The organism is Allobosea sp. CCNWLY174 (assembly GCF_037120455.1).
GTDB lineage: Bacteria > Pseudomonadota > Alphaproteobacteria > Rhizobiales > Beijerinckiaceae > Allobosea > Allobosea lupini.
The window spans coordinates 18,799-33,136 of record NZ_JBBBBQ010000001.1 but is presented as its reverse complement, the minus strand read 5'-3'; the positions used below and the strand labels follow the sequence as shown (position 1 = coordinate 33,136).

General features: G+C 67.8%; 14 protein-coding genes. 5 read left to right on the top strand and 9 right to left on the bottom strand.

All coding sequences use genetic code 11. From position 1 onward, the window contains the following. The first annotated feature begins 17 nt into the window (after positions 1-17). The gene (locus tag V7S63_RS00180; protein ID WP_336528793.1) at positions 18-857 is read left to right on the top strand and encodes an aminoglycoside phosphotransferase family protein; all 840 of its coding nucleotides are present in this window, start codon (positions 18-20) and stop codon (positions 855-857) included. On the opposite strand, the gene V7S63_RS00175 is transcribed toward V7S63_RS00180, so the two are convergent. Then, positions 854-1,822, bottom strand: a complete 969-nt coding sequence (locus tag V7S63_RS00175; RefSeq protein WP_336528792.1) for a threonine ammonia-lyase — start codon at positions 1,820-1,822, stop codon at positions 854-856. The genes V7S63_RS00180 and V7S63_RS00175 overlap by 4 nt on opposite strands. A 95-nt stretch (positions 1,823-1,917) precedes the next feature. Here V7S63_RS00175 and V7S63_RS00170 point away from each other — a divergent pair, with 95 nt between their 5' ends. Next, a complete protein-coding gene (locus V7S63_RS00170; protein WP_336528791.1) occupies positions 1,918-2,499 on the top strand; it encodes a helix-turn-helix domain-containing protein in 582 nt (193 codons plus the stop codon). A 31-nt stretch (positions 2,500-2,530) separates the two neighbouring features. On the opposite strand, the gene V7S63_RS00165 is transcribed toward V7S63_RS00170, so the two are convergent. The 6 genes from V7S63_RS00165 to V7S63_RS00140 all read right to left on the bottom strand — a co-directional run bounded on the left by V7S63_RS00165 (position 2,531) and on the right by V7S63_RS00140 (position 10,106). Next, positions 2,531-4,516, bottom strand: coding sequence for an acetyl/propionyl/methylcrotonyl-CoA carboxylase subunit alpha (locus tag V7S63_RS00165; RefSeq protein WP_336528790.1), 1,986 nt, complete (start codon positions 4,514-4,516; stop codon positions 2,531-2,533). Between the two features lie 102 nt (positions 4,517-4,618). Then, positions 4,619-5,869 (bottom strand): YeeE/YedE family protein, encoded by a 1,251-nt coding sequence (locus tag V7S63_RS00160; protein WP_336528789.1) that lies wholly within the window; start codon positions 5,867-5,869, stop codon positions 4,619-4,621. A gap of 8 nt (positions 5,870-5,877) precedes the next feature. Beyond that, a complete protein-coding gene (locus tag V7S63_RS00155) occupies positions 5,878-6,813 on the bottom strand; it encodes a sulfurtransferase (RefSeq protein ID WP_336528788.1) in 936 nt (311 codons plus the stop codon). 309 nt (positions 6,814-7,122) lie between these two features. Next, on the bottom strand, positions 7,123-7,833 hold the full coding sequence (locus V7S63_RS00150) for a cation efflux transmembrane domain-containing protein (RefSeq protein WP_336528787.1): 711 nt from the start codon (positions 7,831-7,833) through the stop codon (positions 7,123-7,125). A gap of 136 nt (positions 7,834-7,969) precedes the next feature. After that, positions 7,970-8,731, bottom strand: a complete 762-nt coding sequence (locus V7S63_RS00145; RefSeq protein WP_091842095.1) for an SDR family oxidoreductase — start codon at positions 8,729-8,731, stop codon at positions 7,970-7,972. 115 nt (positions 8,732-8,846) lie between these two features. Further along, complete coding sequence (locus tag V7S63_RS00140; protein WP_336528786.1) at positions 8,847-10,106, bottom strand: DUF2254 domain-containing protein; 1,260 nt, start codon at positions 10,104-10,106, stop codon at positions 8,847-8,849. Between the two features lie 106 nt (positions 10,107-10,212). Between V7S63_RS00140 and V7S63_RS00135 the strand changes: the two genes are divergently transcribed. Further along, positions 10,213-11,298, top strand: coding sequence for a Kelch repeat-containing protein (locus tag V7S63_RS00135; protein WP_336528785.1), 1,086 nt, complete (start codon positions 10,213-10,215; stop codon positions 11,296-11,298). Here V7S63_RS00135 and V7S63_RS00130 read toward each other — a convergent pair. Beyond that, positions 11,295-12,254, bottom strand: a complete 960-nt coding sequence (locus V7S63_RS00130; protein ID WP_336528784.1) for a nucleoside recognition domain-containing protein — start codon at positions 12,252-12,254, stop codon at positions 11,295-11,297. The genes V7S63_RS00135 and V7S63_RS00130 overlap by 4 nt on opposite strands. A gap of 114 nt (positions 12,255-12,368) precedes the next feature. On the opposite strand from V7S63_RS00130, the gene V7S63_RS00125 reads away from it, so the two are divergent. After that, entirely contained in the window at positions 12,369-12,821 is a 453-nt protein-coding gene (locus V7S63_RS00125) for an Lrp/AsnC family transcriptional regulator (protein ID WP_336528783.1), read from the top strand. Positions 12,822-12,830: 9 nt separating this feature from the next. Here V7S63_RS00125 and V7S63_RS00120 read toward each other — a convergent pair whose 3' ends face one another. Beyond that, on the bottom strand, positions 12,831-13,241 hold the full coding sequence (locus V7S63_RS00120; protein ID WP_336528782.1) for a GNAT family N-acetyltransferase: 411 nt from the start codon (positions 13,239-13,241) through the stop codon (positions 12,831-12,833). A gap of 225 nt (positions 13,242-13,466) precedes the next feature. On the opposite strand from V7S63_RS00120, the gene V7S63_RS00115 reads away from it, so the two are divergent. Further along, entirely contained in the window at positions 13,467-14,321 is an 855-nt protein-coding gene (locus V7S63_RS00115; protein WP_336528781.1) for a DMT family transporter, read from the top strand. The last annotated feature ends 17 nt before the right edge of the window (positions 14,322-14,338 follow it).

Below are 14,338 nucleotides of genomic sequence, written 5' to 3'. Positions count from 1 at the left end.
GGAATAGACGACCGACGATGCCGACCAATGCCTTTTCGCCCTGGCTGATCCGCTGGAACCTCGACCCCGCCGGCGAGCCGATCAGGACGCATGCCAGCCAGCTTTTGCCCGTCCTGCACCAGAGTCAGCCGGCCATGCTGAAGCTGCCCGAAGTCGAGGACGAACGGCGCGGCTACCTGCCGCTCGACTACTGGGCGGGCGACGGCGCCGCCCGCCTCTTTGCCCGCAGCGACAATGGCGAGGCCATGCTGATCGAGCGCGCCACCGGTAAGCACTCGCTCGCCGCCTTGGCCCGCAGCGGTGCAACTGGCGATGACGAGGCGACGGCCATCCTCTGCGACGCCATCGCCGCTTTGCAGAAGCCGCGCGGCCCGGCGCCCTCAGGCCTGATCCCGCTGGAAACCTGGTTCAAGGACCTCTTCCCGATGGCTCGGCAGCACGGTGGCATCCTCGCCCGCGCGGCCACAGTCGCCAACGAATTGCTTCCGGCGCAGCGCGAGATCGTGCCGCTCCACGCCGACCTCCACCATGACAACGTCCTCGATTTCGAGGCCAGGGGCTGGCTCGCCATCGATCCGAAATCGGTGATCGGTGATCGCGCCTTCGAATACACGATCCTGTTCTGCGATCCCGATCTCGCCGACCCCGAACCGCCGGTCGCGGTCTTGCCCGGCCGCTTCGAGCGCCGGCTGGAGATCGTGCTGGCGAAATCCGGGCTGGAGCGCCGCCGACTCCTGATGTGGATCCTGGCCTGGTGCGGACTCTCGACCGCCTGGTTCGACGAAGACGAGGACCCTCTGGCGCAGATCAATCTCGCCGTAGCCGAGCGGGCGATCGTCGCGCTGGACGCGCTCTAATCCCGCATCCAGGCGCTGAACCGCTCCGGCAGGACATTCGACCCGCAGATAACCGTGGCGACGCGCTTGCCGCGATAGCGCTCCGGGTCTTCCAGCATTGCGGCGATGCCGAGCGCCGCCGAGGGCTCGGTGACGAGCGCGGCATGCCGGTAGAGCAGCCGCATGCCCTCGACGATGCTGGCTTCCTCGACCAGCGGAACATGGTCGGCGAGGGCGATGAGGTCGTCGAGCACCTCCGGTATCGGAAACCGCCCGGCGACGCCGTCGGCGATCGTGTCGGTGCTCTCGGTCGTCACGACCGAGCGGGCGCGCCACGACAGCGCCAGGGCCGGCGCGCCTTTCGGCTGGATGCAGACGATCTCGGTCGCTGGCGACAGGGTTTTCATGACATGGCCGACGCCGGTGGCCAGCGCACCGCCGCCGAGCGCGAGCAGCACGGTATCGATACGCCCTGCCCCCTCGACGAGCTCGAGCCCGATCGTCGCCGCGCCCTCGCAGGTGTCGAGGTTCTCGCTGTCCTCGATCAGGAACGCTGCGCCAACAGCCGCGATCTCCCGCGCCCGCTCGCGGGCAGTCTCGATATCGCCTTCGACCAGCTCGACCGCTCCGCCCAGCCGGCGGATGCGCTCGATCTTGCCGGGATTGGCGCCCCTCCCCGCGATCACTATGACGTCGATGCCGCGCGACCGGCCGCTATAGGCCAGCGCCTGGCCAAGATTGCCGGCGCTGGCGCAAACCGCAGTTTTTGGGCCTGAACTCCTGGCGAGCCGCGCCATCGCGACTTCGGTTCCGCGTCCCTTGAAGCAGCCGATAGGATTGGCAGTCTCGAGTTTGATGACGAGCTCGCAGCCGAGCAATTCGCCGAGTGTCTGAGATTGGAACTGCGGCGTATCGCGAAACAGCGGCGAAATTTCTCGCTGCGCCTGCCGGATGCGGTCGAGGTCGAGCCTGGTGTTCGGCTGCATGGGACAAGCCTTCGGCCAGATGGTAGGAACGACGCGTGCGCTTTAACGCACAAACTTTCCGTGCGCAATAACGCACAGACTGGAGAGCTCCTGCTATGAAGCCCGTTGGCCCGGTCGATACCCCGAAGCTGCTCAAGTCGATCCGAAGCGACCGCGGCTGGAGCCTCGACCAGACGGCGGCGCGCACCGGCGTCAGCAAGGCGATGCTGGGCCAGATCGAACGGGGCGAATCCGCACCGACGATCGCGACGCTCTGGAAGCTCGCCACGGGCCTGGGGGTTCCCATGACCGCGCTGCTGGAGGCCGATGGCGGGAGCGGCGACGTGCTGCTTCTGCGCGACGCCGCCGACTTGCGCGTGCGCCCGTCGCAGGAAGGCATGCAGCGGGCTCTTGTTTTTCCCTACGAGGCGAGGTTCGGCTTCGAGCTCTACGAACTCACCTTCGCACCCGGCTTCGAGAGCATCTCGGAGCCGCACGACGTCGGCGTCGTCGAGCACATCACCGTCCAGCACGGCGAGGTCGAGTTGCTGGTCGAAGAGGAGTGGCGGCCGCTCAGGCAGGGCCAGTCGCTGCGCTTCCCAGCCGACCGCCGGCACGGCTATCGCAATCGGACGCGCGAAGAGGCCGTGGTCATGGACATCATCCATTACCGCTTCGCACCAAGCCCGAAGGCTTGAAGCCGTCACAGGGAAGGAAGGGGCTCTAGGTTCACTCCCCGAGCACGACCACCTTCGCGCCCTCGGCCACCTGCGCGCCCGGCTCGGCGCCGAGCTCGGTGACGGTGCCGTCGCGCGGGGCGGTCAGCACATGCTCCATCTTCATGGCTTCGACGATGGCGAGCCGCTGGCCCTTCACCACCGCCTCCCCGGCCGTGACGAAAAGCGCGATCAGCTTGCCGTGCATCGGCGCCTTGATCACGCCGCCAGCACCGGCGACGGCATCGAGATCGACGCTGAACGGATCGAACAGCGCGACGGAGGTCTGGCGGCCGCGATGCAGCGCGAGATAGGTGCCTGCCTCGGCGCGGGCCAGCGTCACCTCGTGCTCGCCCTCATCAAGCGGATGGCCAGGCAACGAGACGCGCGCTGCGTCGCCGTTCCACTCGATCCTGGCCTCGATCCGCTCGCCATCGACCAAAAGCGGCAGGCCAAGCGCCGGGCGTGGCATGATCGAGAAGGCATCGGCGTCGAGCCAGGGGGACTTGGCCTCATCGCCGGTCCGCTCGATAGCGAGGTCGAGCAGCGCCACCTGCCGCTCCTCTTCCAGTTGCAGCGCCGCCGCCGCGACCGCGGCCGCATCGAGCGGCTGCGGCTCGGCCCCGAGCGCCTCGATATTGCGCTCGATGAAACCGGTATCGAACGGACCCTTCCGGAACCCCTCGGCCTCGGCCAGCTTCTTCAGGAAGGCGAGATTGGTGCGGGGCCCGGCGACGATGGTCTCGCCGAGCGCGAAGGCGAGATGGTCGAGCGCCTCGTCGCGGGTGCGGCCATGGGCGATCACCTTGGCGATCATCGGATCGTAGAACGGCGTCACCGAATCGCCGGCCTCGACGCCGGTATCGATGCGGATGTCCTCGCTCTGCGGGAATTGCAGCGCCCAGAGCTTGCCGGTCGACGGCAGGAAGCCCTTCTCCGGATCCTCGGCATAGAGCCGCGCCTCGACGGCGTGCCCTTCGGCGCGAACGTCATCCTGGGTGAAGCCGAGCGGCTCGCCGGCCGCGACCTTGAGCTGCAGCTCGACCAGATCGAGCCCGGTGATCGCCTCGGTCACGGGATGCTCGACCTGGAGGCGGGTATTCATCTCCATGAAGTAGAAGCGGTCGGCCCTGAGGCCGTCGCGCCCGTCGGCGATGAACTCGACCGTGCCGGCGCCGACATAGCCGACCGCCTTGGCCGCCTCCGTCGCCGCCTTGCCCATGGCGGCGCGCACCTCGGGCGTCATGCCCGGCGCCGGCGCCTCCTCGATAACCTTCTGGTGGCGGCGCTGCAGCGAGCAGTCGCGCTCGTAGAGATGGACGACATTGCCATGGCTGTCGCCGAACACCTGGATTTCGACATGGCGCGGCGAGAGCACGTATTTCTCGACCAGCACCCGCGCATCGCCGAAGGCGTTCTTGCCCTCGCGCTGGGCGCTGGAAAGCGCATCGGCGAAGTCCTCGGGCCGATCAACCTTCTTCATGCCCTTGCCGCCGCCGCCGGCGACCGCCTTGATCAGCACGGGATAGCCGATGCGCTCGGCCTCCTGGCTTAGGAAATCGACGCCCTGCTCGGCGCCGTGATAGCCCGGCACGACCGGGACACCCGCCTTCTCGACCAGTGCCTTGGCCGCATCCTTCAGGCCCATGGCGCTGATGGCGGAGGCGGGCGGGCCGACGAAGACGATGCCGGCCGCGGCGCAGGCCTCGGCGAATTCGACATTCTCGGACAGGAAGCCATAGCCCGGATGGATGCAGGCCGCGCCGGCTTGCTTGGCGACCGCGAGGATCTTCTGCGCATCGAGATAGCTCTCGCGTGCTGGCGCCGGGCCGATCCGATAAGCCTCGTCCGCCATCTCGACGAACAGCGCGTGCGCATCGGCGTCGGAATAGACCGCGATCGTGCGCAGGCCGAGCCGCCTGGCGGTGCGGATCACCCGGCAGGCGATCTCGCCGCGATTGGCGATCAGGATGGAGGGCAGTTTGGCGGCAATCGACATACAAGCTTCCTCGGGGACATCCTCGAACCGATGCCACCGTTATAGCCCAGCCTGCCCCCATGTCTGCGCCTTGTTGCGCAAGTGGCAGATGGGTACCGCGCCTCAATCCAACAGCCGCATCCGCCGCCCCGCCTTCAGTGTCACCGTCGTCCCGACGACCAGCCCGAGCGCGAACACCCAGCCCGAGACCGCTCCGGCCGAGATGCCCGAGAGGAGCGTCCCGACCGTGCAGCCAAGCCCGAACACCGTGCCCCAGCCGAGCAGCACGCCGCCGACCAGACCGCGCAGCACATGCCCGCCGGTCGGCCACCTTGGCTTGAACTCGCCCGCCGCCAGCGCCGCGGCGAAGGCGGCCGCGACCAGCCCGGCGACGAAGAGCCCGTTCGGAGTCAGCAGCGCGTCGCGGATCAGGGTGGCGCAGCCGCGGAAGCTGTCGAGCCCTTCCAGCCGCGCCGGCAACCAGTCGAACCCGGTCGCCAATTGCCGCGAGCGCGAGCCGAGCTCGGCGGTGACGCCGAGCGGCGACAGGCGAAGATAAGCTGCGACGCCAATCAGCCCGACGAAGAGCCCGCCGAGCCAGGCCGGCCAGCGTCGCAGGACAATCGCGGCGATTGGGTCGGCTGGCGCGTTCTCCGATGCACCCTGCTCGCTCGGCCTGCCGGCCCGCAGCAGCCACCAGGCCGCGGCCCCGAACACGGCAAGCCCGGCCAGCAGCGCCCCGCCATAGCCGAGCTGGCGCGGCAGCCAGAGCACCGGCGACTCCGAGATCGTCAGGAGATAGAGCTCATTCCAGCTCAGGAATCCGAGGATGAAGCCGAGGCCTGCGCCGATCAGCGCGAAGGGCGAAGTCGGCGAGCCCTCGCCCAGCCGGTAGAGATGGGCGCTGATGCAGGAGCCGGAGATCGCCATGCCGGCGCCAAAGGCGAGCCCCGCCAGCAGCAGCGCCGGGCCGACCGGGCCGATATGCGCCGTCGGCGGCAGGCGCGTGCCTGTGGGATCGGGCAGCCAGGCGCCATAGATCAGCGTGTAGCCGGCAAGCCCGACCGCCAGCGCTGTGAAAATACCGAGCAGCCCGCGCGGATCGCGCCGGTCGAGCCAGTCTTTCCAGATGCAGAAGAAGCAGAAGCGCGCCCTCTGCAGGACGAACCCGAAGGCAGCGCCCAAAATCAGCGAGAGCTGGAGCTGCGGCGCCGGATCGCCATGGCGCCCGACCAGATAGATGGAAATTGCGATCGCTACGGCGACGACCGCTGCAGCGATGTAGCGCAGGGGCGGCAGCCTGATCGGCTCCCCCCCCGCCTGCCGGCGCGCCAGCTCATAGTCCAGCGCGCCGCTATCGTCGGAGATACTCATCAGGGAGCTTACTTGCCGCCCCAGACTGTGCCGGCCGGATTGCTGATCGGCAGCCCGACGACGTTGCCGTATTCGGTCCAGGAGCCGTCATAATTGGCGGCCTGGTAGCCGAGCACGCGCGTCAGGATGAACCAGGTGTGGCTCGAGCGCTCGCCGATGCGGCAGGAGGTGATCACCGGCTTGGAGCCGTCGATGCCGACCTCGGCATAGAGCTTCTTCAGCTCTTCCGGCGACTTCAGCGTGCCGTCGGCCTGGTTGACCGCCCGCGCCCACGGCACGTTGACCGAGCCGGGGATATGGCCGGCGCGCAGCGCCAGTTCCTGGAAGCCGGCCGGGGCGATGATCTTGCCGGAGAATTCGTCGGGCGAGCGGATATCGAGAATGCGGGCGTCCGACTTCTTCTCGACGCTGGCGACGACGTCGGTGAGGCGGGCGCGCAGCGCCTTGTTCGGCTCGCCGACAGCAAAGGTAGAGGCCTTGACCGGCACCGGATTGGTCGCGACCGGGCGCTTCTCCAGCTCCCATTTCTTGCGGCCGCCATCGAGCAGCTTCACGTTGTCGCGCAGGCCGTAGATGTCGAACACCCAGGCGCCCCAGGCAGCAAACCAGTTGTTGTTGTCGCCGTAGAGGACGACGGTGATGTCCTTGTCGACGCCGAGCTTGCGGGCCAGCGTCTGGAACTTCTCCGGACCGGCGATGTCGCGCGAAACGGTCTCGACCAGATCGGTATGCCAGGCGATGTTCTGCGCGCCGGGGATATGGCCACGCTCGTAGATGCCGGGCTCGACGCTGACCTCGATGATCCTGACCTTGGGATCGCTGAGGTTCTTCTCCAGCCACTCGGTCGAGACCAGCGGGCCGGACTGTGCCAGCGCCGCGCCGCCGAGCACGAGGCTCGCGGCCAGTGCAGCCACGCCGTGGCGGATGAGAGACAGGACGGACATTCTGGCGCTCCTTGGCGCCGAAAGAGCCGGGCTATCGGCGCGTTTCGGCATGAATTGCAGGGGCTGCCATGATTTCGCCACGCGGCTCGCCGGAGAAGCCGGACAGGATTTTTTTGTTTGCCATCAAGGCGGAAGAACTGGGTCGTACGACCTTGGTCGGAGGAGAAGTTTCTTCTCATGCCTCCCTACTTGGGTCATCCCGGGCGGAGCGCAGCGGAGACCCGGGATCCATTCCGGAGCCTTCCCGAAGGAGGTTCAGGCATGGGTCCCGGGTCTCCCTTCGGTCGCCCGGGACGACAGACCCCTGTCTTATGATGAGGTTTTCTTCCGATCCTGCGTCTGTTTCGTCGCCCGCCAGATCGCCCAGCTCGCCTGGAAGCAGAGGAAGGCGACGAAGAGGTCGAACAGATATTCCGGCCAGCGCACCGGGAGCAGCCGAGCGGCAAGGCCGAGCAGCGCAAAGCCCGTGGTCGAGATCGCATCGTTGCGCGAGGACAGCCAGGTCGCCTTGATCACCGGGTTGGTCTCGGCCCGGAAGCGCCAGAGCACGCCGATGATCAGATAGGCGATCAGGATCGCGCTCGCCGCCGAGAAGCCAAGCGTGAAGAGCTCGATCGGCCGCGGCCGCAGGATCTTGTCCCAGAGGTCGTAGAGGGTGTGCAGGCCCGCGACCGCCATCACCGCGCCGATGGCGAGCGCCGCCAGCTTCTCGGCCCGCTCGTCGCGGCCGAAGACCAGCGCCGCGATGCCGTAGAGCGCGACGTCGTAGACCCAGTCGACTCCGTCCTTGAACAGCTGGTTGTTGCCCACGGCAATCGCCCAGAGCACGACATTGCCGGCGAAGATCAGGATGCCGAGCGCGATGCCCCAGATCGTCAGGCGATAGGCGCGCCCGACTTTCGGATCGACCGGCGCGGCGTGGCCGGGTTCGCTCTCGATGCGAACGCCGTGCCCGTCATGGTCGGCCTTGCGCCCACCATCCGCGCTTTCGCGCTGTTCCGAGGCATCGAAGGCTGACAAGCGCGGCACTCCCGAGTCGCCCCGGACAGTGTCGCGCAAAAACCGCTCGTCGCAAGCCGTGGACGGCCGGGACTGGCCCGACCAGGACGACAGCGGATCGCCGCTCACGGCGCCGGCGCTTGTGGGGGCGTGCCCCTCAGCCGCGCCCGACGAGCGGGGCCTTGGTCGCCATCACCGTGACGAAGAGGATGTTGGCCTCGAGCGGCAGGCCGGCCATATGCAGGACAGTGGTCGCGACATGGTCGACATCCATCACCGGCTCGACCTTGATCGAGCCGTCCGGCTGCGGCACGCCAGTGGTCATCTTCTTGGCCATCTCGGTCAGCGCATTGCCGATATCGACCTGGCCGACGGCGATGTCGTATTTGCGCCCGTCGAGCGAGGCGGTCTTGGTCAGGCCGGAGATGGCGTGCTTGGTCGCGGTGTAGGCGGCCGAGTTGGGCCGCGGCACCTGCGCCGAGATCGAGCCGTTGTTGATGATGCGCCCGCCGCGCGGCTCCTGCGACTTCATCGCCTTGAAGGCCTCCTGCGTGCACAGGAACGGGCCCGTCAGGTTGGTGTCGACCACCCTCTGCCAGTCCTCCAGCGAGAGGTCCTCCAGCAGCACGCCGCCCGGCGCATTGACGCCGGCATTGTTGAACAGCACGTCGACGCGGCCGAACTTCGCCTTGGTGGCAGCGAACAGCGCCTCGACCGACGTCTTGTCGGTCACGTCGGTCGAGACCGCGAGCGCCTGCGCCGCCGGCGCGCCCGAGAGCGTGATCGTCTCTTCGAGGGCATCGGTGCGGCGCCCGGCCAGCACGGTGCGATAGCCGTCCTTCAGGAAGGCGATGGCGACGGCCCGACCGACGCCCGAGCCGGCACCGGTGATGATCGCGACCTTGTTATGCCCAGACATGCGCTTCCTCGTCTTTTTACAATTTCAACCGTTTCAAGTGCCGCACGATAACAGCGCATGCAGTATGCTGAAGCGGACCCGCCGCGCAACCGCGATGCCCGCGCTGCGTGCCGGCTCAGTTGCCCAGCTTCGCCGCAGCGCGCACCCTTGCGGAAAGGTCGACCACTGCGCGCCGGTCCGGTTCGAACGTCAGCGTCGCCACGGCACGTGCCGCCGCGAGCTCGGCGTGGCGCAGCGCAGCTGGCGTCAGCCGGCCCGAACCGGTGGCTGCCAGGATGGCGAGCGCCTTCTGCACCCTGATGCCGACTTCGACCAGGGCGGCTCCGTCGCGCGCCAACGGCGTGAACACGTCGTCGAGCAGGTCGTGCTCGTCGAGGCCGGGGACCGTGACATGCCGGTAGACCGGCTCCTCCTGCGCGCCCTCCCCGGCCCAAATCGACAGGATCCGCACCGCGCGCCCGATCACGTCGATCGCGGTACCCGGATCGTTGACCGCCGGCGACAGCGCCCGCGAGGCGATCTCGGCGAGGACCGACAGGCCGAAGCGCGGGTCCTGGTCGAACGAGCGCATGTCGCCGATGCTGAAGGCTTTTTGCACGGCCCCGAGTTGCTCATCTGCCAGCCGGCGACTCGAACGGGCGAGGATGCTCTCACGCGCCACGAATGCGCCGGGCAGTACCAGCACGTCGATGCGCCCGCCGGCCGCCTGCGCCAGCTTGTCGAGCGCTGCGACGTCGAGATGCTGGAGATAGCCGGTCTCGCTCGCAAGGATCGGCACGCCCTCCGCCATGCCCCCGGCTGGTGGCGGCAAGGCACCGAGATGCGGCTTCCGCCGGCGCTCGCGTAACGCCTCGGCTGCGGCTTCCTCCACCCGCCGGGTCGTTTCCCCCAGCCGCCCGAGGCGCGAAAGGTATTCGATCCAGCGCAGCAGGGTGACCACCACGAGGGCGATCACCGCGATGGTCGCGATGAAGAGGACGGCGCGCCCCTCGCCGCCATAGACGCCGGTGCTGAGCGCCACGATGCCGACGATGCTGAACAGGAAGGCGCCGATGAACGTCGAGAGCGCGTTCTGGGCCTTGGTGTCCTGCAGCAGCAGCATCGTCGCCCGTGGCGTGACGCCGGTCGCCGCAGCGGCGTAGGCCGAGACCATGGCGCCGAGCGAGAAGGTCGTCACCGCCAACATGCTCGATGCCATGATGCCGAGCACATTATCGACGGCGTCGGCGCCGATCCGGACCGAGACGGCCGGCGGAATGAACGGCTTCAGCCAGATCGCCACGAGCGCCGTCAGCGCACCGAGCAGCGAGAACAGGGCCGAGCGCACCCAGAGCCGTCGCGTGAACTGCGCCAGAAGCCATTGCCAGCGCGTCATGCGGCTCGCCTTTCACCAGGTCGTGATTCCGTCGCCAGCTTGCACGCCGACGGCGCCCATTGCCAACGCCCCTGCCAGCCGTAGGTTCATCATGGGAGGACGTATCATGACCAGCCTGAGCCGCCGCAGTTTCATCGCCGCCGGGGCCGCCGGTCTCGCCGCCCCCACCCTCGCCCAGCAGCCCGGGCACGAGCAGCATGGCGGGCATTACGAGCGGCTGAACCAGCCCGGCCGGATCGGCAAGCCCGAGCTCGCCGCCTCCCAGAACGTCTTCGATTCACCAGCACCCAAGGCCGCCAATCCCGGCCGCTGGAGCATGAAGGCGCTGCTGCCGCTGCCGCGCTCCGAAATGGCCTGGGCGGCGGCGCATGAAGACCGCATGCATATCGTCGGCGGCTACGGCGAGCAGCGCACCGACCGGGCCTACCATCATGCTTACGATCCCAAGGCCGACAAGTGGGCTGACGGCGCGCCGCTGCCGCAGGGAGCCAACCATGTCGGCGTCGCCTTCCTCGATGGAAAACTCTACGCCATTGGCGGCTTCCTCGAGCAGAACCGCAAGCCGCATCCGCGCTGCTTCGTCTACGATCCCAAGGCGGACAAATGGGCCGAGATCGCGCCCCTACCCCGCCCCGTCGGCTCGGCCGCGATCGTCGGCCTGAACGGCCTGCTGCATTCGATCGGCGGCGCGATCGGCGACACCACCGAGAGCAAGACCTCGGTCAACTGGCACCGCGTCTACGATCCCAAGGCCGATGCCTGGAGCGAGCGCACGCCGCTGCCGACGGCGCGCGACCACACAGGGACGCTGGCGATCGGACAGCTGATCCACGTCATCGGCGGGCGCGTCGACAGCTTCCACACCAATTCGAACCTGCACCACGCCTATGACCCGGCGACCGACAAATGGGCGCCGCGCAACCCGCTGCCGACCGCCCGCTCAGGCCATGGCGCCGTGCTCTATCGCGGCAAGGTCTTCATCATGGGCGGCGAAGGCACCAATCGCGTCTTCGGCCAGATGGAGGCCTATGACCCCGCCAGCGACGGCTGGGAGCAATACGCCGCGATGCTGACGCCGCGCCATGGACTGGGGGCGGCGCTGGTCGGCGACGCCATCCACGTCGCCGGCGGCGGCCCGATCATGGGCGGCGGCGTCCAGAGCGCGATCCATGAGGCGTTCAGTCTGAGCTAAGAGCGGCTCGCGGAGTCACTCGCCGCGACCGGCGCGTCCGAAAACCTGTCGAGGACAAAAGCGATCGCCGCGGTCGCTGCAATCGCGAAGATCAGCCGCCCGGCCAGAATGCTGGCGATATCGGCCCCCAGCGCCACCATGATCAGCGTGTCCTCGATCAGGCTGTGGGCGAAGCCCATGAAGACGCTGGCGATGAAGATTTGCCGAGGCTCGATCGGCTGCCGGCGCACCTCCGCCAGCATCAGCCCGCTGCCATAGGAGATGCCGAGCAACAGGCCGACAGTGGTGAACGGCAGCGCCTCGGGCTTAAGGCCGACCAGACGGAACAGCGGAGCGAGTGCCCTGTAGAGCACATCGAGGATGCCTGCCGCTCTGAGTAGTTCCATCACCCAGGTCAGAACGAGCAGAACTGCGAGCATCACGACCAGTGTCTTGGCCAGCCCGTAGGAGAAGCCGAGCCAGCCGCCCTCGCCCGCCGCGGGCGTCCAGACCGGGGCCATCGGCTGCGACAGCCAGCCGGTCGCGGCAAAGAGCTGGTGCAGCAGCGCGGCGAAGGCCATCGCCCCGGCGATGCGGATGATCGACGTCGCCCAAAAATTCGGCCCAGCCCTGGCGACGATGCGCTGCTCGACCGGGATGGCATGCGCCAGCAGCAGCAGGGCCGAGAACACCGTCATGTCGGCGCTGCTGAGCGCCAGCGTCGGCACCAAAGTGAACAGGACCACCACCCCGCCCCACATCCCGACCAGCAAACCAGTCAGCCAAGCTAGAGCCAGCTCCGACGGCAGGCCGAAAAGCTGCATCGCCGGCGCCAGCCAGGGCGAGACGGCCTTGATAACCCCGAACTCGGCCAGAGCCTGAGTCGCGATCGCGATCGGCACCATGACCACGACGAGCTCGCGGTAGACGGCAAAGGTCCCGATCGTCTTGCGCTGGAATTGGGTCTGGAGCGGCATCGGCGGCAATCCTCGATTGGTGCCGGGACGCTAGCGCCGATGCATGCTTGGTGGTGGTCAAAATCGCCGGCTATATGCAATTTTATTGCACGAGGCTCGCCGGAGATGCCCGCGATGGATCGGATCGACAGGACGCTGCTGAACCTGCTCCAGGCCGACGCCTCGCGCACCAATGCGCAGCTGGCCGATGAGGTCGGGCTCGCCCCATCGAGCTGCCTGCGCCGGATCAGGCGGCTGGAAGCGGCCGGACTGATCCTGCGAACCGTCGCGATCCTCGATCCAACCAGGAGCGGCAAGGGCCTCAAGGTGATCATCGCCATCGAGCTCGCCCGGCATGACGAGCCGAACCGGCGTCGCTTCCTCGAACTGGCGGCGCGCCAACCGGCCGTCGTCCAGGCCTATGGCGTCACCGGCCAGACCGATGTGATCCTGATGCTTCGCGTGGCCGACATGGGCGAGGTGACGGCGCTCTGCGAGCTGCTGTTCGGCGAAGGCAGCAACGTCACGCGCTACTACACCATGGTGGTGAACAAGACTGCCAAGGAGACGACCACGATCCCGCTGTGAGCGGCCGCCTCACCCGCCGAGCAGCTTCTTCATCGACGGCGCCGGATGGAAGGCGTAGCGCTCGCGCTCGTAGAACGGGATCGCCTCGCGCCTGGCATCGAGGAAGACCGCGTTGAGGCCGCGCGCCCTTGCATCCGCCTCGGCGAAGGCGAGCAGCGCCCGGCCGATGCCGCCGCTGCGGACCCGCTCGTCCACCACGAGGTCGTCGACATGCAGATGCGCCCCGCGCGACAACGTATGGACCGGTCGCATGCCGAGCACGCCGACCAGTGCGCCGTCACGGAAGGCGCCGACCAGCTCGTAGCCCGAGAAGGATTGCCGCCGCACGCGGTGCAGGAACTCCGCCTCGTCGAGCGCTGCCCGCAATTGCACGACGATCGGAAAGGCCTCGCGCCACTCCGCCGGAACGAGCCGTCTCACCGAAACCATCGTCCTCGCCCATCTCGCAATCGTCCAGCCGCGGCAGATGAGGTCGCCATGCGTCTCGAATAGCAAGTGCCTTGCCGAGGGGCCGGCCTTGCGCAGGCCTTCTGACCGGCTCGTGTGGCACTCGGCGCAAGTATACCCGCTAGTGAATATCGCCATCGCTTTCGGTGCTGCAGGTTGGCCAGATCCGGGCACAGAGCCCGGCGAGGAGCCGGCCACGTGCAAGCCATCGCCTACGCCTGCCTTGTCGTGCTCCTGTTCTCGGGCTTCGTCCTCGTGTCGAGAGCCGGGCTTTCGACCGCCTTGACCCTGCCGGATATGGCGGCGCTGCGCTTCGGCATCGGCGGGCTGCTGTTGCTGCCGATCGCGCTGAAGCATGGCTTCAGCGGCTTGCGGCCGGCGCAAGCCCTGGCGTTGTCGATCTTGGGCGGGCTCGGCTTCGCGTTGTTCGCCTATGCCGGCTTTGCGCTCACGCCCGCGTCGCACGGTGCCGTCCTGTTGCACGGCACATTGTCGTTGACCACCGCCATATTGCTGTGGGTCGTTACGAACAGACTGCCGCAAGGCCGACAGACCATCGGGCTGGTGGTCATCGGCCTCGGCATCGTCGCAATGGCCTGGGATGGCTTCGGGCACGCGTCCTGGCGGCTGCTTCTGGGAGATGCCTGCCTGCTGACAGCCTCGCTGTGCTGGTCGGGCTACGGGCTCTACGTGAACCAGCTCGATCTCCCGGCGACGCGTGCCGCAGCGATCGTCGCAGTCGTCTCGGCGCTCGCCTTTTTGCCGATCTACGCCGTCTTGCCCGGCAAGATGCTGTTTCGCGCCTCGCTGCAGGATCTCCTGGTCCAAGGTCTGTTTCAGGGTGTCCTGATCGGGGCGGTCTCGATCTTCGTCTACACGCGGGCCGTCTCACTGCTGGGCGCCGCCAGGGTTGCGCTCTTCACCGCCGCCGTACCCGGTCTGACTGCGATTGCGGGCTATGTCTTCCTTGGCGAGGCGCCCAGCCTCTTCGTTGCGCTGGGCGTGACGCTGGTCACAGCGGGCCTTCTGGTCTCCCTGCGTCGAGTACCTTGAAGACCCAAGCGTTTCCG

What these genes read in the sequence shown, in the direction of transcription:
- V7S63_RS00165 (WP_336528790.1), bottom strand. Translation starts at nt 4,516, where the DNA reads ATGTCGATTGCCGCCAAACTGCCCTCCATCCTGATCGCCAATCGCGGC.
- V7S63_RS00125 (WP_336528783.1), top strand. Translation starts at nt 12,369, where the DNA reads ATGGATCGGATCGACAGGACGCTGCTGAACCTGCTCCAGGCCGACGCC.
- V7S63_RS00140 (WP_336528786.1), bottom strand. Translation starts at nt 10,106, where the DNA reads ATGACGCGCTGGCAATGGCTTCTGGCGCAGTTCACGCGACGGCTCTGG.
- V7S63_RS00130 (WP_336528784.1), bottom strand. Translation starts at nt 12,254, where the DNA reads ATGCCGCTCCAGACCCAATTCCAGCGCAAGACGATCGGGACCTTTGCC.
- V7S63_RS00160 (WP_336528789.1), bottom strand. Translation starts at nt 5,869, where the DNA reads ATGAGTATCTCCGACGATAGCGGCGCGCTGGACTATGAGCTGGCGCGC.
- V7S63_RS00135 (WP_336528785.1), top strand. Translation starts at nt 10,213, where the DNA reads ATGACCAGCCTGAGCCGCCGCAGTTTCATCGCCGCCGGGGCCGCCGGT.
- V7S63_RS00180 (WP_336528793.1), top strand. Translation starts at nt 18, where the DNA reads ATGCCGACCAATGCCTTTTCGCCCTGGCTGATCCGCTGGAACCTCGAC.
- V7S63_RS00170 (WP_336528791.1), top strand. Translation starts at nt 1,918, where the DNA reads ATGAAGCCCGTTGGCCCGGTCGATACCCCGAAGCTGCTCAAGTCGATC.
- V7S63_RS00175 (WP_336528792.1), bottom strand. Translation starts at nt 1,822, where the DNA reads ATGCAGCCGAACACCAGGCTCGACCTCGACCGCATCCGGCAGGCGCAG.
- V7S63_RS00145 (WP_091842095.1), bottom strand. Translation starts at nt 8,731, where the DNA reads ATGTCTGGGCATAACAAGGTCGCGATCATCACCGGTGCCGGCTCGGGC.
- V7S63_RS00155 (WP_336528788.1), bottom strand. Translation starts at nt 6,813, where the DNA reads ATGTCCGTCCTGTCTCTCATCCGCCACGGCGTGGCTGCACTGGCCGCG.